The following is a 20,226-nucleotide window of genomic DNA, read 5'->3' on the forward strand; positions in this document are numbered from 1 at the left end:
TATGTTCACTCGCTTTCGAGCCGGGTTTCGAAAGGTACTACCGACACGGGATCCATGTGGATGATGATATCGGCGTCGGGAAACAGCCGCCGCAGTTCACGCTCGGCTGTGTCGGCAATGACATGGGCACGGACCAGGGGCAACTGATCATCCAGCTCCAGATGCAGCTGAATAAAACGGGTCCGACCCGACCGCCGGGTACGCAGGTCATGCAGCCCCCTCACCCCTTTCACTGCCAGACAGCACTCCATAATGCGCTTTTGCTCTTCATCAGGCAACCGCCTGTCGAGCAACATCTGGGCAGAGTCGTAGCCGATTTTCAGCGCACCATACAAAATATGTGCGCCGATCAAGATAGCAAACAGGCCATCGGCCCAATACCAGCCATACCAGGACAACACAATGGCCAGCAGCACGGCAAGGTTAAGCAGTATATCCCCCCGGTAATGCAGCTGGTCAGCCTTGATGGCCAATGACTGAGTACGACGAATCACATACTGCTGAAAGGTAATCAGCAACAGCGTCAGCCCCAGTGACAACACCATCACCCAAATACCCGTGGCGGCATGAGTCACCGGCTCGGCATTCAACAGGCGTGCAATACCGTTAATGATCAGAAACACCGCTGAGCCGCTGATAAAGGCCGACTGGGCCAGTCCCGCCAGCGACTCTGCTTTACCATGACCAAAGCGGTGATCTTCATCGGGCGGCACCAGCGCATAGCGAATGGCCATCAGGTTAATCAGCGAGGCACTGATATCCAGAAAAGAATCGGTGAGTGAGGCCAGCATACTGGCAGAGCCGGTATAAAACCAGGCGATGAGTTTGGCGATAATTAACAGCCCGGCAACCAGGGTGGCAGCGATGGCCGCCGTGGTTACCAGACGAGAATAAGATGTTGTCATAAACCGGCCGGAATGTGCGTTTGAACTATTATAACGCTGGCCAGATTATCGTCAGGAGTTTTTGCGCAAAAGACGACCTCAGGCGAGATCGCACATCAGCTCTTCCAGCTCTTCCCGGCTCTGTTCCAGTAGGTGATACAGCTCAAAGGCATCCTGGGCGGACAGTGAAAGACACACCGGAGCACCGGCCACATCTTCACATATCACCACCATGCCCCGCTTCCCCCGGCGAAACAGCACGTGCTCAGCATCGACAGTGAAGTGCTGCCGTCGCTCAGCGACCTCAACTTCCAGCTCACCACCGGGGTGCAATAACATGTTCGCTTTCGCCGGATGAGCATCTGTCAGGACATAACTGCACTTTTTGATCAACATGAACCTATCCTCCCTGGGTGCCAACGCCTGCGACCAAGTGTAGGTCAGGCTGCTCAATAAACAACCAGGGAGAATGAATATTATTTACGGTTACCGGATGACGGCCGCCGCCCCTGCGAACCCTTGCTGTCGCCAGGCTTCGTAGCTGATCACCGCCACCGCATTGGACAGGTTCAGGCTGCGGCTGTCGGGCTGCATGGGGATACGGATGCGACAGCCGGCCTCAATACCCGCCAGCACGTCGTCGGGCAGACCACGGGTTTCGGGGCCAAACAGCAGGACATCTCCGGGCCGGTAGCAAGCTTCGTGATGATGGCGGCTTCCCTTGGTGGTACAGGCAAAAATACGCCGCCCGGCCATGGCCTGTACAAAGGCATCATAATCCTGATGCACGGTGATCTGACCATAATCGGTATAATCGAGCCCGGCCCGGCGCAAGCGCTTTTCATCCAGGCTGAACCCCAGCGGTTCAATCAGATGCAGCCGGCAACCGTTATTGCGCACCAGGCGCATGATGTTGCCGGTGTTGGGGGCAATCTCCGGCTCATAAAGGGCTATTTCAAACATTCATTTATCTCTTTGCAGACGGCACAAAAGCACATCGCTCATCCAGCTGCCACCAGGCCCAGGCCAGCGTCAGGCCCCGGGCCGCCATAAAACACAACATGGCCAGCCACAGCGCATGATTACCCATGCTCTGGCTCAGCCACCATACCGGAAAAAACACCCCCAGAGCAGACAGCAGCATCATATTGCGCATGGCCCTGCCTTGAGTGGCACCAATAAAAATACCATCCAGCACAAAGCACCAGCAGGATACCAGCGGCATGGCCACCAGCCAGGGCAGAAAACCATAGGCCTGCTGCCGCACGGAATAAATACTGGTGATCTGATCGACAAGCTGTTTGCCAGCCAGCCAGAACACCAGGGTAAACAGTACCGCCACCAGGCCCCCCCAGAACAGATTAAGCCCGCAGGCCAGCCGGAAATGCCGCCGGCTGCCCCGACCGATGGCCTTGCCCACCATGGCTTCTGCCGCATAGGCAAAGCCATCCATGCCGTAGGAGATAAACATGAGAAAGTTCATCAGCACGGCGTTGGCCGCCACTACCGAATCCCCCAGCCGGGCAGCCTGAAAGGTCATGAATACAAAGCTCAGTTGCAGGCAGAGTGCCCGGATAAAAATGTCCCGGTTCAGCCCCAGCAGGCGGCGAAAGGCTGTGGCGCTCAGACTATTGCGCCAGAACCCCATGGCCAGCACAGTGCCGCGCCGCTTAAGCGTGCGCCACACCAGCCAGAACCCCAGTGCGGTGGCGGCATAATCTGCCAGCACTGAGGCCGCCGCAGCTCCCTGCACCTGCCAGCCCAGCCCCACCACAAACCAGACATCCAGCACAATGTTGGCCCCGTTAGCCAGGATCAGCAGCCACATGGGGGCTCTGGCATTCTGGTTACCCAGCAGCCAGCCCAGCAGCACCAGGTTGGTGAGCGCTGCTGGTGCACTCCAGATGCGCACACTCACATATTGCCGGCCATAATATTCCACTTCGGCGCTGGCACCGGCCAGCTGAAAAGACAGCTCGATAATGGGGGTTTGCAGCAGTAATAAACCCAACGCCAGTATCCAGGCCAGCACCAGCGCCCGGATCAGTACGGCCAGCAGTTCCTGCTCATGGCGGGCACCAAACGCCTGGGCGGCAAGTCCCGTGGTAGACATGCGCAAAAAGCCCAGTAAGAAAAACAGCAGGCTGATTACTGTGGCCCCCACGGCCACGCCACCCAGATAATATGCCTGCTCCAGGTGACCGATCACCATGGTGTCGACCAGCCCCAGCAATGGTACAGTAATATTGGACAGCACCATGGGCATCGCCAGAGCAAATACCTGGCGATGCCGGCGGGCACTCATAAAGGAAGTGTTCAAGAACTGCTCGATATCAGAAAAAGTCAGCCACGCCAGCGGGTTACAATGCGCTCAAAGTCCTGTAACAACAGCTGGCCATCCACCAGCGGAATACCGCTGCCTTCATCAAATACCGGCCGGAACGACGCATGTAACTCACCGTTGGGATTCACCAGCGATACGGATGCGGAGTGGTCCACCAGATAGTCCTGTTGGTCACGCTCATGCACCCCATAAATCAGACCCAGCTGCTGCACGGCAGGCATCAGCTTGTCATGGCCGGCGGTGGCGGCAATAAATGCCGGATTAAAGTGCGCAGTATACGCCTTGAGTCGTTCGGGCGTATCCCGGTCGGGATCCGCTGATACAAACACCACCTGCGTTTTACTGCTCAGCTGCAACAGCTCCGGATAGATACGGCCCAGATCCGACAGCGTGGTCGGACAGATATCCGGACAAAAGGTATAGCCCACAAACACCAGGCTCCAGTGATCCTGCAAACGCGCCTCGGTAAAGGGCTGACCCTCGGCATCGGTCAGGGCAATACCGCTCAGCGGCCTGGGTTCGGGGTAAACGACCACGGCCTCGGTCAGGGTATTGGCCCGGTTGTTATACCAGGCAATGCCGCTCAGGGTACCTGCTACCAGCAGGGTCAGCGCCAGTAACCAAATCAGCTTGCTTGTATTAGCCATAGTCTATCCAGTGATCCGCCAGAATAAGAACAAAAAGCCACATCAGGTGACTGATTGAAAAGCGGAAACATTGTAATGCGGTTTGCGGCCCGGGTCTAAACTTGAGCCGCCATGCCCACTGTATAAAACGCAGATTCAGCGCCAGCGAACCCAGCAGATAGGCTGGCCCCGACATGCCCGTTATCCAGGGCAGCAAGCACACCAGAGTGAGCAGCAAGGTATAAAGCAGTACACAGGTCTTGGTAAATTCAATGCCGTGAGTCACCGGCAGCATGGGAATATCGGCTTTGGCATAATCATCCCGCCGGTGAATGGCCAGCGCCCAGAAATGCGGCGGCGTCCAGGTAAAGATAATCATGACCAGCAGCAACGCATGACCATGAAACTCACCGCTGACCGCCGTCCAGCCCAGCAGCGGCGGCATGGCACCGGCCAGGCCGCCAATCACGATGTTTTGTGGGGTGGCCCGTTTCAGCCAGACGGTATATACCACCGCATACCCTAACAGTGATGCCAGCGTCAGCCAGGCGGTCAGGGCATTCACCAACACCAGCAGGATAACCAGCCCTGAGGCCGACAGCACCAGCGCAAAGGCCAGTGCGTTGGTTGTGGCCACTCGCCCCTGCGCCACCGGCCGGTGATGGGTGCGGGCCATTTTGATATCAATGCGCCGGTCCAGCACATGGTTGATGGCCGCCGCCCCGCCAGCCATCAGGCCAATGCCCAGGGTTGCAGCCATCACGGTGAGCACCGATGGCAGTACCTCGGTGAGAAACATGCCAACCACGGCGGTCAGCAAAATCAGCGCCACCACCTTGGGTTTGGTCAGTGCGAAATAGTCCCGCCAGACTCGTATTCCCGTTGCGGACAATGCCAGGCTTCTTGCCATTTTGCCTCCCTGAAGCGCCCCAGGCGCTCTCCCGTTCCCGTTAACATCAACAGCAGCACCGCAGCGCCGCCGTTATGGGCCACCGCCACCCAAAGTGGCAGATGCAGCATCACATTGGCCACACCCAGAGCCAGCTGCAGCAACACCATCAGACCAATAGCCCGGCCAAATCCCCGTAACCCCGGCCGCCCATTCAGCCGCCAGGCCAGAGTCAGTAATATGCCAGCGGTGAACACGGCCCATAACCGGTGAGCCGCATGAATGGTGGCCCGTTCCTGCTGGCTGAGCACCCCGTACTGATAGGTCTCTGCCGGCATTCCATGGGGATGAAAGGCGCTCCACTGCCACTGCCCCAGCCAATCGCCCTGACACACCGGCAGTTCGGTGCAGGCCATGGCGGCATAATTGGCGGCAGTCCAGCCTCCCAGGGCAATCTGTAATATCAGTGCTGCCAGCGCCAGCCGGAACACACCGGCCAAGCCGCCCACCTCAGGCCTGGGCCCGGAATACGCACGATGCCGGCACCATAACCAGAACAATAGCGACAGTATGGTAAAACCGCCCAGTAAGTGCCCCATCACCACAAAGGGCATCAGATTCAGTGTCACCGTCAGCATACCCAGCGTCGCCTGCACCAGTACCAGCACCAGCAAGATCAAGACCGGCCAACGGTAACTGCGATAAACACATTTGAACGAGCAGAGCGCCATCAGCAAAATGGTCAGCCCGAGAGTGCCGGCGGCGTGGCGGTGGATCATCTCATTACGAGCCTTGGTTACTTCAAGCGGTGCCGCAGGAAAGCGCTCGGCAGCCAGGGCATGTTCACCGGGAGTGGCGGGTACATAATGAAAACCATAACAACCGGGCCAGTCAGGGCAGCCCAGGCCGGCATCAGTCAGCCGTGTCCAGGCTCCCAGTACCACGACAATCAGCGTCAGCACAAAAGCAAAGCCGCACAGCTTTCGCATAATGCCTCCTATCCGGCCCGGGAATATTTAAGCAGACGACGTAGATCCTCCAGCAGCGCCTTGCCGGTATGACGGTTCTGCCCGGCATCCGTCGCCATAGGGTAACGCATCACCAGCAGACCCGGCGGATCGGCAATATATACAAACCCTGCCTCCAGCAGCCCGCCGGCAGGCTGCTCCGTCACCATTACCCGGACTTCATCCCGGCCCAATGCCAGATCCAGGTTATTGAGCATGCGTTTGGCCGGAGCACAGTAGTCACAAGGATCGTCTGTCACCAGCACCAGCCGCCATTGCCCGGCAGCACTGATATTGCCCTGCACCCATTCTCCATGGCCCCGCACACCCGGCGTAAACCACCCCTGACTCAGCACCAGCGCGGCCAACAGAGGGGGGAGTAAAAAGACGGCTATCAGGCCCAATACCGGTTTATGCTTCATGCTGCCTCCGATACCACCACCACGCCAGCAGCCAGATCGCAGCCGTCATGGCAAACCACTGCACCGCATAGCCAAGGTGTTTTTCCGGTCCCATCACCACGGGCTGCCAGTCCCCGTTTTCCGCTCCGGTTTTCAGCACCATGGGCAACACCGGCTGTCCCCAGCGCGCCGCCAGCAGACCGGGAGCCAGGCTGCTCACCCGGCGGGCCTCAGGCTGATGTTCACCAAAGCTGAGCGGCGGTTGCCAGGGCCGGATAAGTACACCGGAAAGGTGTACCGGGCCGTCTTCCGGAGGTTCTGTTGCGGGTAGCAGGCTGCGGTCGGTACTGGCCGGCCACCAGCCCAAGTCGACGGCCAGCAATCCCTGAGCAGTTTGTAACGGCATGATCCGACGATAGCCGGGACGGCCATTTTCCGTCTGGTTATCAAGAAACAGCTCCCCACCGGCCAGAAACACCCCGCCGACCTGCAGCCGGTAACCAAAAGGACGATCCATCGCCAGTGCCTCTTTGAGCTCAAGCTGCACATCGCTACGCTGCTGCCATTCCTGCAGCAGCTGCTGTTTCTCATCGGCCCGGGATAACTGCCATATGCCCATGAACACCATCAGCCCGGATACGGCTGCGGTTAATACCAGTAATCCACCGCGTTTTCCTATACTCAAGGCTCACATCCTTTTGTTACGCCGGTATATATGCTGTTTAAATCACTGATTTTGCTTTTATTATTTCTAGTTATCGGCAACCTGATGCTGGGACTCAAAGCCATGCTCAGCCGCCAGGATCCGGCCCTTATGGCCCGTTATATCGGCCGCCGGCTATGGTTTGCCGTCCTGATTGTTCTGTTACTGGTCCTGGCCCTGAGCACCGGCCTGCTGACGCCCAACCCGACGCCACATTAAGATTCGTATGGATACTCACAAAATATAGACGAAGATAAACAGGCACAACCAGACCACATCTACAAAATGCCAGTACCAGCTACTGGCCTGAAAGCCAAAGTGCTGGGCCGGCGTGAAGTGCCCCTTATTGACCCTGAGCCACATAATGAACAGCATCAGGGTGCCCAGCGTGACATGAGCCCCGTGAAAGCCGGTAAGCAAAAAGAAAGTGTTGCCGTAAATCCCCGAATCAAGCCGCAGCCCCAGCTCCTCATAAGCATGCACGTACTCCCATATCTGCAGGCTGAGGAACAGAGCACCGAGTGCTACCGTTGCTCCCAGCCAGGCCTTCAGCCGGCTACGCTGTTGCTGCAACAGCGCCAGATGCGCTGCATGCACAGTGACCGACGACGTCAGCAGGATGATAGTGTTAATCAACGGCAGCCCCAGCCAGCCCATGGCGGTGGTTTCCATGCCTCCAGGGGTCGTCAGCAGTGGCCAGATGGACTCAAATTCCGGCCACAGTACCTCGTGGGTCATGGCGTTGTTACCGGCCCCCCCCAGCCAGGGCACCGCCAGCACACGCGCATAGAAGAGCGCACCAAAAAAAGCACCGAAAAACATGACTTCCGAAAAAATAAACCAGGCCATTCCCTGGCGGAAAGAGCGGTCCATCTGCTCGCTGTATAACCCCTGATGGGACTCACTGATCACATTGGAAAACCAGCCAAACAGCATCACTGTCATCACCAGCGTGCCGGCAGCAAATACCACCGGACCGGCAATGCCGCCCAACCCTGCCGACCACAACCCTGCCCCCGCAGCCAGCAGAAACAGCCCCAGAGCACCGGTCAGGGGCCAGGGGCTTTGCGCCGGCACATAGTATTTTTCCGTTTTGACCGCCATCATTGCCTCCTTGTCAGCCTTGTCCGGCCGCCTGCTCACTGATGTCGTAAAGGGTGTAGGACAGGGTGAATACTTCAATATCAGCGGGCAGCGCTTCATCCACATAAAAGGTCATGGGCATGACTGCCTGAGCCTGGCCATCGAGGGGCTGCTCCTGAAAACAGAAACATTCGGTTTTACGCAAATAGCCCGCTGCCCGTCCGGGTGATACCGAGGGTATGGCCCGCAGCACCTGACTACTGATGCCCGGATTGGTTACGGTAAAGTCCACTCTGTGCATCTCTCCCGGATGTACACTGAGGCGCTGTACCGAGGGCATGAACTCTCCTCTCAGGCCGGCACTCTGATAGGTAACAAACTCCACCGTCACGCTTCGCTGTTCATTCACACTCTGTGCCGCCACCGCCGCCGTGCTGTCGGTTTTGCCATTCAGTCCGGTAATATCACAAAACACGTCATACAGCGGCACCAGGGCAAAGCCAAAGCCAAACATGGCAAGCGCCAGCAGTCCCAGATTTCTGGCTTTTGTACCGTTGTTCATCACTTCACCTCAGGCGGCGTATCAAAGGTGTGATAAGGGGCCGGCGACGGCACTGTCCACTCCAGCCCTTCGGCACTCTCCCAAGGACGGGCTTCAGCCCGGACACCGCCGCGAATACACTTCACCACAACCGCCAGCAGCAGCAACTGCGACAGACCAAAGGCAAAGCCACCGATGCTGACCAGCGCATTGATGTCGGCAAACTGCAACGAATAGTCGGGAATACGCCTGGGCATACCACCGAGCCCCAGGAAATGCATGGGAAAGAACAAGACGTTTACGGACACCACCGAGCACCAGAAGTGCCATTTGGCCAGCCGCTCATCAAACATATGGCCAGTCCACTTGGGCAGCCAGTAATACACCCCGGCCAGTACCGAGAAAATAGCCCCGGTAACCAGCACATAATGGAAGTGGGCCACCACAAAATAGGTATCGTGATACTGAAAGTCCGCCGGTGTAATGGCCAGCATCAGGCCGCTGAAGCCACCGATGGTGAACAGCACAATAAAGGCCAGAGCAAACAACATGGGCACTTCAAAACTGATGGAGCCCCGCCACATGGTCGCCACCCAGTTGAACACCTTGACCCCGGTCGGCACCGAGATCAGCATGGTGCAATACATAAAGAACAGCTCGGCTGCCACCGGCATGCCCACGGTAAACATGTGATGCGCCCATACCAGAAAGCTGAGCCCGGCAATGGAGGCGGTGGCGTACACCATGGAAGCATAACCGAACAAACGTTTGCGGCTGAACGTCGGTACGATGGCCGAGATAATGCCGAAACTCGGCAGTATCATGATGTATACCTCGGGATGACCAAAGAACCAGAAAATATGCTGGAACATCACCGGGTCCCCCCCCCCGGCGGCGTCGAAAAAGCTGGTGCCGAAATATTTGTCGGTCAGCACCATGGTGGCGGCACCGGCCAGCACCGGCATCACCGCAATCAGCAAGAAAGCGGTGATAAACCAGGTCCAGCAAAACAGGGGCAACCTCATCCAGGTCATGCCCGGTGCTCGGAGGTTCCAGATGGTAACAATGACGTTGATTGCTCCCATGATCGAGCTGATCCCCATAATATGAATCGCAAATACAAACAGGGCGGTGCTGTCAGGGCCATAAGTGGTAGACAGCGGGGCATAAAAGGTCCAGCCGAAGTTGGGACCACCGCCGGGAACAAACAGGGAGCCCAGCATCAGCACAAAGGCAAAGGGCAATATCCAGAAACTCCAGTTGTTCATGCGTGGCAGCGCCATGTCGGGCGCACCGATCATCATGGGAATCATCCAGTTGGCCAGCCCTACAAATGCAGGCATGACGGCACCGAAGATCATCACCAGACCATGCATGGTGGTCATCTGGTTAAAAAAGTTAGGCTCCACCAGCTGCAAACCTGGCTGAAACAACTCGGCCCGGATCACCATGGCCATGGCCCCGCCCACAAAAAACATGGTCAGACTGAACAGCAGATACATGGTGCCGATGTCTTTGTGGTTGGTGGTAAACAACCAGCGGCCAATGCCTTTGGCCGGCCCGTGATGATGCTCATTATCCGCCAGGTGAATATCCGCGGTTTCCGTGCGATCCATCTGTGCCATGCTGCCCCCTATTGTCCCTGCCGGGCCTGGTGAATATCTTTGGGCTGCACCAGATCACCGGTGTTATTGCCCCAGGCATTGCGTTCAAAGGTGATCACCGCTGCCAGCTCTTTCAGTGCCAGCTGTTTATCAAAACTCTGCATGGCGGTTCCCGCCTTGCCGTGCAGCACAATATCAATGTGCGCAGCCTTGTCTTTCAGCACCAGCTCGCTGCCTTTAAGCGCCGGAAAGGCTCCGGGAATACCTTCACCGCTTGCCTGGTGGCAGGCAGCACATGCCTTCTGATAAACCTGCTCGCCCAGTGCCATCAGCTCTTCCTTACCCATGTTCATGGCCAGCAGTTCCTGCTCGGCGGCTTTGGCTTCGGCCTGGCTGGCCTTCATCTGTGCCAGCCAGCCGTCAAACTCTCCCGGCGGTCTGGCATCCACCACAATGGGCATAAAGCCGTGATCCTTTCCGCACAGCTCAGCACACTGCCCCCGGTAAAGCCCCGGCTCATTAATTCGGGTCCACGCTTCGTTGATAAAACCCGGCACGGCGTCTTTTTTCACTGCAAAAGCCGGCATCCACCAGGAGTGAATAACATCGTCGGAAGTAATCAGAAAACGCACCTTGCGATCCGTCGGCAACACCAGCGGCTGATCCACTTCCAGCAGGTAATTTTCGCCCTTGTTAATCCGGCCCCTGATCTGCTCCGGCATGGTGGCCAGCAGGCTGTAGAATTCAACGCCCTCGTTAAAATAGCGGTAATGCCATTTCCACTGTGAGCCGGTGACCTGCACGGTCAGATCCGATGCGGAGGCATCTTCCATGGCCACCAGGGTTTTGGTGGCAGGTACGGCCATGGCAATCAAAATAACGAAGGGAATAATGGTCCAGAGAATCTCGACTTTGGTGCTTTCATGAAACTGGGAGGCCTGCGCTCCCTTTGACTTGCGGTGGTGAATGATGGCCCAGAACATAATGCCGAATACCACCAGTCCGATAACGGCACAAATGGCCAGAATGGTCATATGCAGGCCATATACCTGCTGGCTGATATCGGTGACCCCTTCGGTCATGTTAAGACGTGTCTGCGCTTGCGCAGGCAAAAGTACCAGTAGTGGCAACAGCGGCAAAATAGGCTTCACGTGCACCCCCAATTGTTTCGTCCTGTAAACCGGAGTACTCGGCGGTTTTATCCAAATGACTACATGCTTCCATTCGGCTGGTTTAAGTAAAGCAGCAGTTAAGGAAATGTAAAATATAAAGATTTGGGGACTGGGGACTGGGGACTGGGGACTGGCAGGCCAGGATAAAACACGGCCTGCCGGTTTAGACAACGTTATCAGAAGTCTCCGTTGCGGATAACCCCCACCGCCAAGCCTTCAATAATCAGCTCCTGGGTGCGCAGATCAACCTCAATGGGCGCGAGCTCTTCGTTTTCGGGCAACAGACTGACCTTGCTCCCCTTACGCTGAAAACGCTTTACGGTCACTTCATCGTCAAGGCGGGCCACCACTACCTGGCCGTTACGGGCTTCCTGAACCTTGTGTACTGCCAGCAGATCACCGTCCATAATGCCGATGTTTTTCATACTCATGCCCTGCACCCGGAGCAAAAAGTCAGCAGATGGATGGAAAAGAGCAGGATCCAGCTGATAGTGGCTTTCAATGTGTTGCTGAGCCAGAATGGGTTCGCCCGCCGCCACCCGTCCAATCAGCGGCAACCCCGGCTCATCTTCAGCCTCTTCACCGGCAAGGCGAATTCCCCGGGAAGTACCGGGCATGATTTCTATCACCCCCTTTTTGGCCAGCGCCTTGAGGTGCTCTTCAGCAGCATTGGCAGATTTAAACCCCAGCACCTTGGCAATTTCCACCCGCGTGGGCGGCATACCGGTTTGCTGAATATGATCCTTGATGATGTCCAGCACCTGAGACTGGCGGGAAGTTAGGGCCTTCATGATGAAACCTGTCTGTTTATACAGTTAACTGTCAGTATATCCAGTAATCATCACAGAGCAAGCCCTGAGCATTCCGGGCGGCTGTCTCTGCCGCCCCCGAGCCGATTACACGCTGACTACCACAGCGCCAGCACCAGGCCGGCGAAGATCGCCATACCGGCGTAGTTGTTGTTAAGAAAGGCGCGAAAACAGGGCATCCGCTCCCGGTCACGGATCAGCCGCTGCTGATACACAAACAACCCTGCCGCCACCAGCAGACCCCAATAAAAGGAGGCCGCCAGTTCAAACACACCGCCCGCCGCCGCCAGCAGCAGCAAGGTCGCCAGTTGCAGCAAACCGACAATAAGCTTGTCACGGCGACCAAACAGAATGGCGGTGGATTTCACCCCGATTTTAAGATCATCGTCCCGGTCCACCATGGCGTACATGGTATCGTAGGCCACGGTCCAGGTCAGGTTGGCAGCAAACAGCAGCCAGAGGCCGGCTGGCAGTTCATTGGCCGCCGCAGTAAAGGCCATGGGAATGGCCCATGAAAAGGCAATGCCGAGAAACAGCTGAGGCAGGTGCGTATAGCGCTTCATAAAGGGGTAAAGCGCCGCCCAGAACAGCCCTGCAAAGGCCAGACCAATGGTTAACAAGTTGGTGGTCAGCACCAGCACGAAGGAAATCCCCACCAGCAGGGCGAAAAAGCCCAGCGCCTGGCGCTCGGTCAGCTCACCCGAAGGCAGTGGCCGGGCATGAGTGCGTTTGACATGACCGTCGATATGCCGGTCAGCATAGTCATTAATGACGCAACCGGCAGAACGCATGGAGAATACCCCGGCCACAAATACCACCAGCAGCCAGAGCGAGGGCATGCCATTGGCAGCAATCCACAATGCCCACAAGGTAGGCCACAGCAGCAGCAACGTACCAATGGGCTTGTCGAGCCGGGCCAGCGCCATATAGGCGCGCCAGCGCGGTCGTGAAGGAGTTGTCAGGGTGGTCATTATACTGTGTCCTGATAAGGTGCCGAATCCGGCAGAAAAAGTTCGGTAACCAGCACCCGGGCGCAGCCTGTGCTGAGAGCAGAGCGGCGGGCCCAGGGCATGGCCGCGGGCATCTCCGCCGCCAGGCCGGCATGGTTGGTCAGGCGCTGATATTCTTCTGGTGCCAGTTGAGCCAGTTCAAACGGCGTTCGCACCAGATCCGGGCTCTCAAACATCAGCTCGCCCAGCGCTCTGGCACCAAGCCCGGTCAGGGCCGGCAGCGCTTGCTGAGTCGCGGGTGAATAAAGCGAGGTGGCATATACCCAGGGTGTGTCATCACAGCGCAGCAACACTTCCCGGCAATATCCCTGCCGGGCCTCGAGCAGCACAGCCTGCTCGGGTGTCAGCGGGCGTAATACCTTGTCGGCCAGTACCTGTACTCGAAACTGCCGGCAATGGCGTCGCAGCAACCTGGTCAGAGAGCCCGGCTCATGCAGCCAGCTCTGCAGTGCCGGAGATGCCGGTGGTTCCTGCCCCCAGTGCCAGTGGCTGTCGGAGCTGGGTGTCATGGCTGTATCATGAAGTAACAAAGACATAAAAACGTACAGAATCCTGCTTGGCGGCTGTCGGTTCACCGCTTTTTCGGGCCGGAATACAGAAAACGGCCGATTGACTTGACCGCACCGGCAAATATTTAAACAATGCCCGCTCGATTACTTATCGGAGACTCACATGTTTCGGTCTGCTGCCTTTTGCCTGCTGCTGGCTTTGTCTGCCACCCTCAGTGCACAGGAAGAACCGGCGGAGCCCGCCGGGCCCATATACTACACCATGACGCCGGACATTATTACCAACTACCAGAACGCGGAACAAAACCTGGGTTATGTCAGGGTTGCAGTGGATTTAATGCTGGAGCGACCGGAGCAGTTGCCCCTGGTGGAAGAGAATATGCCGCTGTTACGGGACGCCCTGAACGATCTGCTGGCAGAGAAAAACCGTCAGGAAATCCGCTCTTTGCCGGCACGTACCGAGCTGGCTAACGAAGGCCGGCAGCGACTGAACGATCTGCTGCTGCAGGAAACCGGCCAGACGCCGGTGCGGCGGGTATTATTCACTACCTTTCTCTATCAGTAACCATTCGCCGGTTGTCCAGCCAGGCCTGAAACAGGCCAATCACGGCACCACCCAGGTGCGCCATATTGGCCACCGGGGTACCCAGCATATCGGCAAAGCCCAGCACCAGCCAGATGACCATAAACACCGCCATACCATCGGGCAGACCAATGCCCCGGGCTGGGTTCAGGCGCCCGCTCAGCCACACATAGGCCAGCAGGGCATACACCACCCCCGACAGACCGCCAAAGCGCGGGCCGCTGTCCCAGAACTGCAGCAAATTGGGTAGCACCGCCGCAACCAGAAGCAGTACCAGCAGTTTGCCGCTGCCCAGCCGGCGCTCTACCATCCCGCCCAGATACCACCACCAGAACAAGTTAAAGACCAGATGCATCAGTGAAAAATGCATCAGTGCCGGAGTGAAGGCTCGCCAGAACTGTACACTCAACAGCTCGCTCAGACTGGCAGGAAAGGACAGCACGCCAAACATCGGCAGCCCCAGCCAGCTCAGTCCGTATACCGCCAAGCAGGCCAGCAACACCAGCAGGTTCACCGGTCCGGTCTGGTGCAGCAGATCGCTTAACCAGCCACGCCGGTGAGAGTTGTCGGCAAAGCGCACATGACTGTCTCCCCGTTTCCAGGAGGCTTCCTGATAACGGGGGTGCAGCGGTTCGGCCAGAAAACGTTTTACTTCCCGGTGCGCTTCTTCAAAGCGGGTTTCATCCACCAGCCAGATATGCACATGACCATTATCATCCAGGGTCAGTTCACAATGCAGGCCGGCTTCTCCCAGATAATCCACAAAGGCCTGCGCCCGGCGCGGATCATCCAGCACCAGCAGCGCCTTCACGAGGCCTCTACCACTGCCTGAGTGCGCCGCCAGGCCTCAAAACCCCCATCCAGGCTGTAGACCTCTTCAAAACCCTGGTTAACAAGATACTGGGCAGCGCCCTGGCTGCTGATACCGTGATAGCACATCACGATCACCGGCGTGTCGTAATCCACCTCATTGGTAAAACTGACCAGGCTGTCGTTGGTCAGGTGAAAAGCCCCTTCGGCATGAGCCTGGGCAAAAGAGCGGGGATCGCGGATATCCACCAGCCGGGCCCGGCCTTCGCTCAGCATAATGTGCGCCTCATCCACCGAGATATGGGCAAACTGTTCCATAAATTCCTCCTCAACAATACGGAAGCCAGTGTACCCAATTCGGCCTCAGCCGCCCAGATAAGCATTGCGAACCCGCTCGTTCGCCAGCAGTGCAGCACCGCTGTCGGCCAGCACCACCCGGCCGTTCTCCAGCACATAGCCGCGATCGGCCAGCTTCAGCGCCTGATTGGCATTTTGCTCTACCAGAAAAATGGTCATGCCCTTTTCATCGCGCAGCCGGGAAATGGTGTCAAAGATCTGATTAATAATAATGGGGGCCAGCCCCAGGGACGGCTCATCCAGCAGCAACAGCCGCGGCTTGCTCATCAGCGCCCGGCCAATGGCCAGCATTTGCTGCTCTCCTCCGGACATGGTGCCCGCCCGCTGATGACGGCGCTCCTGCAGCCGTGGAAACATGGCAAACACCTCGGCCATCAGCCCGGCATGCTCACGCTTATCCACAAAAAAACCACCCATATGCAGGTTTTCTTCCACCGTCAGCCGGGCAAAAATACGCCGGCCCTCCGGCACAATCGCGATGTCCCGACGCATAATGGCGGCCGTATCCAGCCCGGTCAGATCCTGGCCTTCGTACACCACCCTGCCCCGGCTGGGCCTGGGGTCACCACAAATACTCATCATCAGGGTGGTTTTACCGGCTCCGTTGGCACCGATAAGAGTGACGATCTCCCCTTTTTCGATGTGTACGGTCACGTCTTCCAGCGCCTGAATCTTGCCGTAGTGGGCACAAATATTATCGACATGCAGCATCAGGTTTCTCCCAGATAGGCCTTGATCACATCGGGATGGCTGCGCACCACCTCGGGATTGCCATCGGCCAGAGGCCGGCCCTGATTCACCACATAAATATGGTCAGAAATATCCATGACCAGCTTCATGTCATGCTCAATCAGCAGCACGCTCACGCCTTCATTGGTACGAAGATCCTGAATCAGGTGGTTCAGCTCCTGAGTCTCAAAAGGGTTTAATCCGGCCGCCGGCTCGTCCAGCATCAGCAAGCGGGGCCTCGCGGCCATACAACGGGCAATTTCCAGACGGCGCTGCTGACCATAGGCCAGATTACCCGCCGCCCTGTTGGCAAACTCGGTCAGGTTCACCTTCTCCAGCCAATAATGGGCACGCTCCAGACCTTCCCGCTCGGCACGACGGAACCCCGGCGTTTTCAGCAGGCCGGCGATAAAGTTGGTATTAAGGTGGGCATGCTGGGCCACCAGCAGGTTTTCCAGCACCGTCATCTCTTTAAACAGACGCACATGCTGGAAAGTACGAACCATGCCCAAACGTGCAATTTTATGACCAGGCAGGCCGGCAATGGCCTGCCCATAAAAACTCACCGAGCCGCCGCTGGGCCGGTAAAATCCTGACAGGCAGTTAAAGATGGTCGTTTTCCCGGCTCCGTTGGGGCCGATAATGGAGATGATTTGCCGCTCTTGCATGACCAGCGCCACCCCATCTACCGCCACCAGGCCGCCAAAACGCATGGTGAGCCCGGATACATTCAGCAACTCACTCATGATTTCAGCTCCATGTGGGGACGGTGCATGGGCAACAGCCCCTGAGGTCGCCAGAGCATCATCAGCACCATCAGCAGGCCAAACAACAGCATGCGATATTCGTTAAATTCCCGGGTCAGTTCCGGCAATATGGTCATGATAATGGCCGCCAGCACCACTCCAATCTGGGAGCCCATGCCCCCCAGCACCACAATGGCAAGAATAATGGCCGACTCTATGAACACAAACGACTCGGGGCTGATAAATCCCTGCCGGGCGGCAAAGAAACAGCCGGCAAAACCGGCAAAGGCCGCCCCTATGGTAAAGGCACTGAGCTTGATCAGTGTCGGGTTCAGCCCCAGAGAACGACAGGCGATTTCATCTTCCCGCAGAGCTTCCCAGGCCCGCCCCAAAGGCATACGCAACAGCCGGTTAATGATAAAGATGGTCAGCACCACCAGGATCAACGCCAGCAGGTAAAGAAAAATCACCTTGTAGCCCGAGTTGTAGGCAATGCCGAAGAACTCATGAAAGGTACTGTCACCCCGGCGTTCAAATTCCAGCCCGAACAGAGTGGGCTTGGGAATGCCGGCAATGCCGTTGGGACCACCGGTCACCTCGGTCATGTTATTGAGCAGGATGCGGATAATTTCACCAAACCCCAGGGTCACGATAGCCAGATAGTCCCCGCGCAGCCGCAGCACCGGAAAGCCCAGTAAAAAGCCGGCCAGTGCTGCCAGCGCACCGCCCAGCAACAGGCAGGTCCAGAAATCCAGCCCGAAATAGGCATTCAGCAGGGCATAGCTGTAAGCCCCCACCGCATAAAAGGCGACATAGCCAAGATCGAGCAAGCCGGCCAGCCCTACCACCACGTTCAGGCCCAGCCCCAGCATCACATAAATCAGCGTGAGCGTGGCAAGATCCACCGCACCACGCGAGCCCATAAATGGCCACACCAGCAGGGTGGCCAGCACCAGCACGGTGACAATGCGGTACAGCCAGGGCTGCTCTTCCGGTGCCGGAAGGGCAAAACTGCCTTTGCGATCAGACAGATAACGGAAAGGTCTACGCCACTGCTCGGCAAACAGCTGGCCCAGAAACACCAGTCCGGCTCCCAGCGCCAGCCATTCCCAGCTGGCATCGAACCGGTTGGAAACCACCAGCCGGGTGCCTTCAGTTTCCAGACGGAACCCCAATAGCCAGCCCGCCAGCAGTAAAAACAGCCCGGCGGCAACAAGAGAAGGTTTAAGTCGGCTCATACCTTTTCCACCTCCGGTTTACCCAGAATGCCGGTCGGCATAAACAGCAGCACAAAAATCAGCAGACCAAACGACACCACATCCTTATATTCGGTGCTGAAATAAGCACCGGTCATGGCCTCGGTTACCCCAAGCAGCAGGCCACCGAGCACAGCTCCGGGAATACTGCCAATGCCCCCCAGCACCGCCGCCGTAAAGGCCTTGAGCCCGGCAATAAAACCAATGTAAGGGTTGATCACCCCGTAATAAGAGCCAAGCAACACCCCTGCCACCGCTGCCAGGGCGGCCCCGATCACAAAGGTAAGAGCAATAATGCTGTTGCTGTTAATACCCAGCAGGTTGGCCATTTTCAGATCTTCGGCACAGGCCCGGCAGGCCCGTCCCATCCGGGAGCGGGAAATAAACAGCGACAGCAGGGTCATCGCAATAAAAGTAACGACAAAAATAATCAGCTGCATATAAGACAGACTGGCCTGAAAACCCTCGCCGCCAAAGCTCCAGCCCCCTGGCAACAGGGGAGGAATGGCAATATCCCGGGAGCCTTGTGCCAGACGCATCATGTTCTGCAGAAAGATGGACATGCCAATCGCCGAAATCAGCGCGATCAGCCGTTTGCTGTGACGTAGCGGCCGGTAAGCCACCCGTTCAATGGAATAGCCATAAACACTGGTGATGATAATACTGACCAGAAACGCAGAGCTCAGCAGCAAAACCGTACTGTCAATGCCCAGCATGGCCAGTGCCGTCATCACCATAAAAGCGGCATAGGCCCCGATCATGTATACCTCGCCATGGGCGAAGTTAATCATGCCGATAATGCCATACACCATGGTGTAACCAATGGCGATCAGAGCATAGGTACTGCCGATGGTGAGGCCGTTTAGCAGCTGCTGAATAAAATAAAGAAGGGGCTCGGACATACAACCTTTCCTTGTCGTAGCACGGTGAGCGCCGTCAAATCAGGCGGGATACCCCCGCCTGTTGACGATGAAATATCTTGTCGTGGTTAAAGCTGAGTGGAAGAGCCGTCTTTGTGCCACTCAAACACCCCGAACTCAAAGCCTTTGAGATCCCCTTTTTCATCCCAGGACAGCGGCCCCATTACGGTTTCAACCGGTTCGGAGCGCAGCGCCGTAGCCACGGCTTCCGGATCGGCTCCGGCGCGCCGGATGCCTTCGGCAATGGCTTCTACCGCCGCATAAGTGGTCCATACAAAGGGCCCGGTAGGATCTTCTCCTTTCGCCTGAATGGCCGCAACGATATCGGCATTCGCCGGATCCAGATCGTATTTCTTGGGCAGGGTGACCAGCAGACCTTCCGAGGCATCGCCGGCAATGGAGGTAATATCTTTATGCCCTACGCCTTCCGGCCCCATAAAGCGGGCACCAAACCCTTTTTCCGCAGACTGACGCAAAATCAACCCCAGCTCAGGGTGATAGCCGCCGTAGTAAACAAAGTCCACCTGCTCTCGCTGCAGCTTGGCAATCAGCGCCGAGAAGTCCTTGTCACCGGAGGTAATGCCTTCATAGGCCACGACATTGGCGTCGACCTCTTTCAGGGCATCACGCACACTGGAGGCCAGGCCTTCGCCATATTGTTTTTTGTCGTGAATAATTGCGATACGCTCAGGCTTGACCTTGTCTGTGATATAACGCGCCGCGGTAGGTCCCTGCGCACTGTCGAGACCGATAGTGCGCATCACAAATTCAAGACCACGCTCGGTAATGGCAGGGCTGGTGGCCGCCGGAGTTACCATCAGAATGCCTTCATCATCGTACACATCGGAGGCCGGCAGGGTGCTGTCGGAGCACAGGTGACCCGCCACAAATTGAATGCCGTCGTTAACAATGCGGTTAGCCACCGCCACTGCCTGCTTGGGATCGCAGGCATCATCGAACTCCACCGCTTCCAGGGTATGCTCCCCGAGCTTGCCCGATTTATTGAGCAGTTCCACCGCCATGCGACCGCCGGTAAACTGCATGTCACCATACTGCGCAACCGGACCGGTAATGGGACCGGCAATGGCGATTTGAATCGTGTCGGCGTTGACAGAAAACGCAGCGCCATATCCCAGGGCCGCAAACACCGCCAATGCGACCGCCTTTTTATTCCTTGTCACCATACGAACATCCTCTATTCGAACAGGGCGGCCGGAACGGCTCCGGCCGTCTTCCACAGTTC

Annotated in this window: 25 protein-coding genes; 2 read left to right on the plus strand and 23 right to left on the minus strand. The window is 57.2% G+C overall.

Annotated elements, in window-relative coordinates; all coding sequences use genetic code 11:
- Nucleotides 1–5 precede the first annotated feature (5 nt).
- The 9 genes from fieF to B6S09_RS11410 form a co-directional block, all read right to left on the minus strand.
- On the minus strand, nucleotides 6–905 hold the full coding sequence (fieF, locus tag B6S09_RS11370) for a cation efflux pump FieF (protein ID WP_094278612.1): 900 nt from the start codon (nucleotides 903–905) through the stop codon (nucleotides 6–8).
- Nucleotides 906–983: 78 nt separating this feature from the next.
- Complete coding sequence (locus tag B6S09_RS11375) at nucleotides 984–1,280, minus strand: hypothetical protein (RefSeq protein ID WP_094278613.1); 297 nt, start codon at nucleotides 1,278–1,280, stop codon at nucleotides 984–986.
- 90 nt (nucleotides 1,281–1,370) lie between these two features.
- Nucleotides 1,371–1,847 (minus strand): tRNA (cytidine(34)-2'-O)-methyltransferase, encoded by a 477-nt coding sequence (locus B6S09_RS11380; protein ID WP_094278614.1) that lies wholly within the window; start codon nucleotides 1,845–1,847, stop codon nucleotides 1,371–1,373.
- 4 nt (nucleotides 1,848–1,851) lie between these two features.
- Entirely contained in the window at nucleotides 1,852–3,189 is a 1,338-nt protein-coding gene (dinF, locus tag B6S09_RS11385) for an MATE family efflux transporter DinF (RefSeq protein WP_243832868.1), read from the minus strand.
- Nucleotides 3,190–3,227: 38 nt separating this feature from the next.
- Nucleotides 3,228–3,875: an SCO family protein gene (locus tag B6S09_RS11390; protein ID WP_094278616.1), complete on the minus strand. Its 648-nt coding sequence runs from the start codon at nucleotides 3,873–3,875 to the stop codon at nucleotides 3,228–3,230.
- Nucleotides 3,868–4,764, minus strand: coding sequence for a heme o synthase (gene cyoE, locus B6S09_RS11395; protein ID WP_094278617.1), 897 nt, complete (start codon nucleotides 4,762–4,764; stop codon nucleotides 3,868–3,870). Before cyoE ends, B6S09_RS11390 begins: the two co-directional genes overlap by 8 nt.
- Entirely contained in the window at nucleotides 4,701–5,732 is a 1,032-nt protein-coding gene (locus B6S09_RS11400; protein WP_094278618.1) for a COX15/CtaA family protein, read from the minus strand. Before B6S09_RS11400 ends, cyoE begins: the two co-directional genes overlap by 64 nt.
- 8 nt (nucleotides 5,733–5,740) lie before the next feature.
- Nucleotides 5,741–6,172 carry a redox-active disulfide-containing membrane protein gene (locus B6S09_RS11405; RefSeq protein WP_094278619.1) on the minus strand — a complete coding sequence of 144 codons (432 nt, stop codon included), beginning with the start codon at nucleotides 6,170–6,172 and terminating at the stop codon, nucleotides 5,741–5,743.
- A complete protein-coding gene (locus B6S09_RS11410; RefSeq protein WP_094278620.1) occupies nucleotides 6,162–6,836 on the minus strand; it encodes an SURF1 family protein in 675 nt (224 codons plus the stop codon). The genes B6S09_RS11405 and B6S09_RS11410 overlap by 11 nt, the downstream gene beginning before the upstream one ends.
- Nucleotides 6,837–6,866: 30 nt before the next feature.
- Between B6S09_RS11410 and B6S09_RS11415 the strand changes: the two genes are divergently transcribed.
- Nucleotides 6,867–7,073: a DUF2909 family protein gene (locus B6S09_RS11415; RefSeq protein WP_094278621.1), complete on the plus strand. Its 207-nt coding sequence runs from the start codon at nucleotides 6,867–6,869 to the stop codon at nucleotides 7,071–7,073.
- Nucleotides 7,074–7,088: 15 nt separating this feature from the next.
- Here B6S09_RS11415 and B6S09_RS11420 read toward each other — a convergent pair whose 3' ends face one another.
- From B6S09_RS11420 to B6S09_RS11450, 7 genes are all read right to left on the minus strand, one after another.
- Nucleotides 7,089–7,961, minus strand: a complete 873-nt coding sequence (locus tag B6S09_RS11420; protein ID WP_243832867.1) for a cytochrome c oxidase subunit 3 — start codon at nucleotides 7,959–7,961, stop codon at nucleotides 7,089–7,091.
- 10 nt (nucleotides 7,962–7,971) lie between these two features.
- Nucleotides 7,972–8,499, minus strand: a complete 528-nt coding sequence (locus tag B6S09_RS11425) for a cytochrome c oxidase assembly protein (RefSeq protein WP_094278623.1) — start codon at nucleotides 8,497–8,499, stop codon at nucleotides 7,972–7,974.
- Complete coding sequence (ctaD, locus tag B6S09_RS11430; protein ID WP_208321780.1) at nucleotides 8,499–10,094, minus strand: cytochrome c oxidase subunit I; 1,596 nt, start codon at nucleotides 10,092–10,094, stop codon at nucleotides 8,499–8,501. The genes B6S09_RS11425 and ctaD overlap by 1 nt, the downstream gene beginning before the upstream one ends.
- A 17-nt stretch (nucleotides 10,095–10,111) precedes the next feature.
- On the minus strand, nucleotides 10,112–11,233 hold the full coding sequence (coxB, locus tag B6S09_RS11435; RefSeq protein ID WP_341802692.1) for a cytochrome c oxidase subunit II: 1,122 nt from the start codon (nucleotides 11,231–11,233) through the stop codon (nucleotides 10,112–10,114).
- Between the two features lie 197 nt (nucleotides 11,234–11,430).
- The gene (gene lexA, locus B6S09_RS11440; protein WP_094278625.1) at nucleotides 11,431–12,045 is read right to left on the minus strand and encodes a transcriptional repressor LexA; all 615 of its coding nucleotides are present in this window, start codon (nucleotides 12,043–12,045) and stop codon (nucleotides 11,431–11,433) included.
- A 116-nt stretch (nucleotides 12,046–12,161) separates the two neighbouring features.
- Nucleotides 12,162–13,034 (minus strand): 4-hydroxybenzoate octaprenyltransferase, encoded by an 873-nt coding sequence (gene ubiA, locus B6S09_RS11445; RefSeq protein WP_094278626.1) that lies wholly within the window; start codon nucleotides 13,032–13,034, stop codon nucleotides 12,162–12,164.
- A complete protein-coding gene (locus tag B6S09_RS11450) occupies nucleotides 13,034–13,582 on the minus strand; it encodes a chorismate--pyruvate lyase family protein (protein WP_243832866.1) in 549 nt (182 codons plus the stop codon). Before B6S09_RS11450 ends, ubiA begins: the two co-directional genes overlap by 1 nt.
- Before the next feature lie 163 nt (nucleotides 13,583–13,745).
- Between B6S09_RS11450 and B6S09_RS11455 the strand changes: the two genes are divergently transcribed.
- Complete coding sequence (locus B6S09_RS11455) at nucleotides 13,746–14,147, plus strand: flagellar basal body-associated FliL family protein (protein WP_094278628.1); 402 nt, start codon at nucleotides 13,746–13,748, stop codon at nucleotides 14,145–14,147.
- On the opposite strand, the gene glpG is transcribed toward B6S09_RS11455, so the two are convergent.
- From glpG to B6S09_RS11490, 7 genes are all read right to left on the minus strand, one after another.
- The gene (gene glpG / locus B6S09_RS11460; protein WP_094278629.1) at nucleotides 14,128–14,976 is read right to left on the minus strand and encodes a rhomboid family intramembrane serine protease GlpG; all 849 of its coding nucleotides are present in this window, start codon (nucleotides 14,974–14,976) and stop codon (nucleotides 14,128–14,130) included. The genes B6S09_RS11455 and glpG overlap by 20 nt on opposite strands.
- Nucleotides 14,973–15,293, minus strand: a complete 321-nt coding sequence (gene glpE, locus B6S09_RS11465; protein ID WP_094278630.1) for a thiosulfate sulfurtransferase GlpE — start codon at nucleotides 15,291–15,293, stop codon at nucleotides 14,973–14,975. Before glpE ends, glpG begins: the two co-directional genes overlap by 4 nt.
- Nucleotides 15,294–15,338: 45 nt before the next feature.
- The gene (locus tag B6S09_RS11470) at nucleotides 15,339–16,043 is read right to left on the minus strand and encodes an ABC transporter ATP-binding protein (protein ID WP_094278631.1); all 705 of its coding nucleotides are present in this window, start codon (nucleotides 16,041–16,043) and stop codon (nucleotides 15,339–15,341) included.
- Nucleotides 16,043–16,807 (minus strand): high-affinity branched-chain amino acid ABC transporter ATP-binding protein LivG, encoded by a 765-nt coding sequence (gene livG / locus B6S09_RS11475; protein ID WP_094278632.1) that lies wholly within the window; start codon nucleotides 16,805–16,807, stop codon nucleotides 16,043–16,045. Before livG ends, B6S09_RS11470 begins: the two co-directional genes overlap by 1 nt.
- Nucleotides 16,804–18,045 (minus strand): high-affinity branched-chain amino acid ABC transporter permease LivM, encoded by a 1,242-nt coding sequence (locus tag B6S09_RS11480; RefSeq protein ID WP_094278633.1) that lies wholly within the window; start codon nucleotides 18,043–18,045, stop codon nucleotides 16,804–16,806. The genes livG and B6S09_RS11480 overlap by 4 nt, the downstream gene beginning before the upstream one ends.
- On the minus strand, nucleotides 18,042–18,965 hold the full coding sequence (gene livH / locus B6S09_RS11485; RefSeq protein WP_094278634.1) for a high-affinity branched-chain amino acid ABC transporter permease LivH: 924 nt from the start codon (nucleotides 18,963–18,965) through the stop codon (nucleotides 18,042–18,044). Before livH ends, B6S09_RS11480 begins: the two co-directional genes overlap by 4 nt.
- Before the next feature lie 86 nt (nucleotides 18,966–19,051).
- On the minus strand, nucleotides 19,052–20,167 hold the full coding sequence (locus B6S09_RS11490; RefSeq protein ID WP_094278635.1) for a branched-chain amino acid ABC transporter substrate-binding protein: 1,116 nt from the start codon (nucleotides 20,165–20,167) through the stop codon (nucleotides 19,052–19,054).
- Nucleotides 20,168–20,226 lie beyond the last annotated feature (59 nt).

Source organism: Oceanimonas baumannii (assembly GCF_002245495.1).
GTDB classification, from domain to species: domain Bacteria; phylum Pseudomonadota; class Gammaproteobacteria; order Enterobacterales; family Aeromonadaceae; genus Oceanimonas; species Oceanimonas baumannii.

What these genes read in the sequence shown, in the direction of transcription:
- livH (WP_094278634.1), bottom strand. Translation starts at nt 18,965, where the DNA reads ATGTCCGAGCCCCTTCTTTATTTTATTCAGCAGCTGCTAAACGGCCTC.
- B6S09_RS11400 (WP_094278618.1), bottom strand. Translation starts at nt 5,732, where the DNA reads ATGCGAAAGCTGTGCGGCTTTGCTTTTGTGCTGACGCTGATTGTCGTG.
- B6S09_RS11480 (WP_094278633.1), bottom strand. Translation starts at nt 18,045, where the DNA reads ATGAGCCGACTTAAACCTTCTCTTGTTGCCGCCGGGCTGTTTTTACTG.
- ubiA (WP_094278626.1), bottom strand. Translation starts at nt 13,034, where the DNA reads ATGACCACCCTGACAACTCCTTCACGACCGCGCTGGCGCGCCTATATG.
- B6S09_RS11390 (WP_094278616.1), bottom strand. Translation starts at nt 3,875, where the DNA reads ATGGCTAATACAAGCAAGCTGATTTGGTTACTGGCGCTGACCCTGCTG.
- B6S09_RS11420 (WP_243832867.1), bottom strand. Translation starts at nt 7,961, where the DNA reads ATGATGGCGGTCAAAACGGAAAAATACTATGTGCCGGCGCAAAGCCCC.
- fieF (WP_094278612.1), bottom strand. Translation starts at nt 905, where the DNA reads ATGACAACATCTTATTCTCGTCTGGTAACCACGGCGGCCATCGCTGCC.
- B6S09_RS11470 (WP_094278631.1), bottom strand. Translation starts at nt 16,043, where the DNA reads ATGCTGCATGTCGATAATATTTGTGCCCACTACGGCAAGATTCAGGCG.
- B6S09_RS11380 (WP_094278614.1), bottom strand. Translation starts at nt 1,847, where the DNA reads ATGTTTGAAATAGCCCTTTATGAGCCGGAGATTGCCCCCAACACCGGC.
- B6S09_RS11405 (WP_094278619.1), bottom strand. Translation starts at nt 6,172, where the DNA reads ATGAAGCATAAACCGGTATTGGGCCTGATAGCCGTCTTTTTACTCCCC.
- B6S09_RS11455 (WP_094278628.1), top strand. Translation starts at nt 13,746, where the DNA reads ATGTTTCGGTCTGCTGCCTTTTGCCTGCTGCTGGCTTTGTCTGCCACC.
- B6S09_RS11450 (WP_243832866.1), bottom strand. Translation starts at nt 13,582, where the DNA reads ATGACACCCAGCTCCGACAGCCACTGGCACTGGGGGCAGGAACCACCG.
- ctaD (WP_208321780.1), bottom strand. Translation starts at nt 10,094, where the DNA reads ATGGATCGCACGGAAACCGCGGATATTCACCTGGCGGATAATGAGCAT.
- glpE (WP_094278630.1), bottom strand. Translation starts at nt 15,293, where the DNA reads ATGGAACAGTTTGCCCATATCTCGGTGGATGAGGCGCACATTATGCTG.
- B6S09_RS11425 (WP_094278623.1), bottom strand. Translation starts at nt 8,499, where the DNA reads ATGAACAACGGTACAAAAGCCAGAAATCTGGGACTGCTGGCGCTTGCC.
- B6S09_RS11490 (WP_094278635.1), bottom strand. Translation starts at nt 20,167, where the DNA reads ATGGTGACAAGGAATAAAAAGGCGGTCGCATTGGCGGTGTTTGCGGCC.
- dinF (WP_243832868.1), bottom strand. Translation starts at nt 3,189, where the DNA reads ATGAGTGCCCGCCGGCATCGCCAGGTATTTGCTCTGGCGATGCCCATG.
- cyoE (WP_094278617.1), bottom strand. Translation starts at nt 4,764, where the DNA reads ATGGCAAGAAGCCTGGCATTGTCCGCAACGGGAATACGAGTCTGGCGG.
- lexA (WP_094278625.1), bottom strand. Translation starts at nt 12,045, where the DNA reads ATGAAGGCCCTAACTTCCCGCCAGTCTCAGGTGCTGGACATCATCAAG.
- livG (WP_094278632.1), bottom strand. Translation starts at nt 16,807, where the DNA reads ATGAGTGAGTTGCTGAATGTATCCGGGCTCACCATGCGTTTTGGCGGC.
- B6S09_RS11375 (WP_094278613.1), bottom strand. Translation starts at nt 1,280, where the DNA reads ATGTTGATCAAAAAGTGCAGTTATGTCCTGACAGATGCTCATCCGGCG.
- B6S09_RS11415 (WP_094278621.1), top strand. Translation starts at nt 6,867, where the DNA reads ATGCTGTTTAAATCACTGATTTTGCTTTTATTATTTCTAGTTATCGGC.